The organism is Aliiglaciecola sp., assembly GCF_039982535.1.
Classification (GTDB): domain Bacteria; phylum Pseudomonadota; class Gammaproteobacteria; order Enterobacterales; family Alteromonadaceae; genus Aliiglaciecola.
Map to the genome: position 1 here is coordinate 1 of NZ_JBDWYG010000083.1, position 1,714 is coordinate 1,714.

Annotated in this window: 1 protein-coding gene and 1 tRNA gene; one reads left to right on the top strand and one right to left on the bottom strand. The window is 44.1% G+C overall.

The window, feature by feature from the left end; genetic code table 11:
- Positions 1–29 precede the first annotated feature (29 nt).
- Positions 30–106: transfer RNA gene (locus ABJV04_RS21330), tRNA-Met, on the top strand.
- A 124-nt stretch (positions 107–230) separates the two neighbouring features.
- Here ABJV04_RS21330 and ABJV04_RS21335 read toward each other — a convergent pair.
- Positions 231–1,145, bottom strand: coding sequence for a LysR family transcriptional regulator (locus ABJV04_RS21335; RefSeq protein ID WP_348493822.1), 915 nt, complete (start codon positions 1,143–1,145; stop codon positions 231–233).
- Positions 1,146–1,714: the final 569 nt, after the last annotated feature.

Consider the following 1,714-nt stretch of genomic DNA (forward strand, 5'->3'; position numbering starts at 1 on the left):
TCTAAAACGATCTCTAATTACCAATATGGCGCGGGATGGAGCAGCTCGGTAGCTCGTCAGGCTCATAACCTGAAGGTCGTAGGTTCAAATCCTACTCCCGCAACCAATATTATACACAAAACTTATCAATAAGTTAGAGGGCATAATCACCGTCTTCTGTTGGGCAATCTCCCGATCTGTCAGTCATAGATTGAAGAATGCGAAGGGTTAAAGCCGGGACTAAACTCTTGTTAAAATACAGCTGGAAAATGCCTGGTAAAGTCGGAACTGGACACCGCAATATCGGCAATTTCTTGAACAAGGGAAAGTGGTCGATCTTGCCGGTATATTGCCACATAGGGCACGGGAGGTAATGGGACTTCTGTTTGAATGATTTCGAGTATTCCGTTTTCAACCAATTGACGACATAAAGGAAAAGGAAGGTAAGTGACTCCCAGACCTGCCACGGTAAGCCCAAGAAGGGCGGACATGGAGTCACAGACCACCGTATCTGGAAAGGTAACGCCGCGGTTTTTAAGCCATTTATTTAGATACACGCTGGATCCAGATAGTTGGCCTTGTACTAAAACGGTAAAATTTGAAAAATCTCTGTGTCGGATCGGGGCCTTTAGATTGAAATATCCTGTTTTGGCGATCCAGTGATTTGGTACGCTTTCGATCGGGACTGATGTAAATTCAGGTAAAGTCGGTGTTTCCGGGATGATGATCAGATCAAGTTTATCCTGCTCTAAATCATTGAGTAATTCGGAGTCCATCGCGACTTTTGGCTCTAGTCTCACTTGGGGGAAACGGTCGCGTGTTTCAGTAACGAATTGCGAAAACCATGTTGTGGTAACGAGATCCGTCACACCGATTTTCAAGGATCTATGGTGTAGGCACTCGGTGCTACGCATCTCGAGGATCTGGTCGTGGAGCAAGAGCATTTTTTTGGCAATATCATAAAGTTCCTCGCCTTTGCTGGTTAGTTTGGCACCGCGGTGGTAGCGATTGAAAATTTCTATTCCAACTCCACGCTCTAGTTCTTGCATCCGTTTAGACACAGCCGATTGCGTTGCAAACAGCTGGGAGGCTGCCTTTTCAAATGTTCCAAGTTCTACAATCCAATAAAGCGTTTCTAATTGCTTTAGAGTTATTCGGGTATTCATCAAGGCTCCGCGCAAGTCGACAATATGAACTGTATTAGAGATACAGGCACCAATTGAGAGGATGCTTGGTCCCCTTAGGTTATTCAAGACCCATTGGCCGCCCCAAATTATTTATTGACCGATCAATAGGGTCACTGATGTTGGCAGGCATCCTCAGTTACCCATTTGTGGCAAGTAATTCCTTTGGCATGTCATTGTTTTCTTGGTTATATCTTGCCAAAATTTCATGTCATAAACCGAAATAGGTTACCGGGTGAAGTCCGCAGTCAAGCATTCTGTTCTTAATATTGTTCAATAAATTCATGAATAGCTATCTTTATTCGTTCCGCAACGGAATGTCCGAGAAGTCGGAAATTTCGCTAACATAAAGAACTTACATAGGCTTAATTATTAAAGCGGCATTCCGTTTTTAGAAATCGGATGTTCAAAATTAGGATCGCGCTCATGTTAAACTCTACATGAAGAGGCGGCCAAAGCGTCTAGGGAGATTACATTACAATGAACGCTAAATTTAAAACATCACTCACCGCAGTTGCGGCTGTCGCCATGATGGCACCGGCTGCATATGC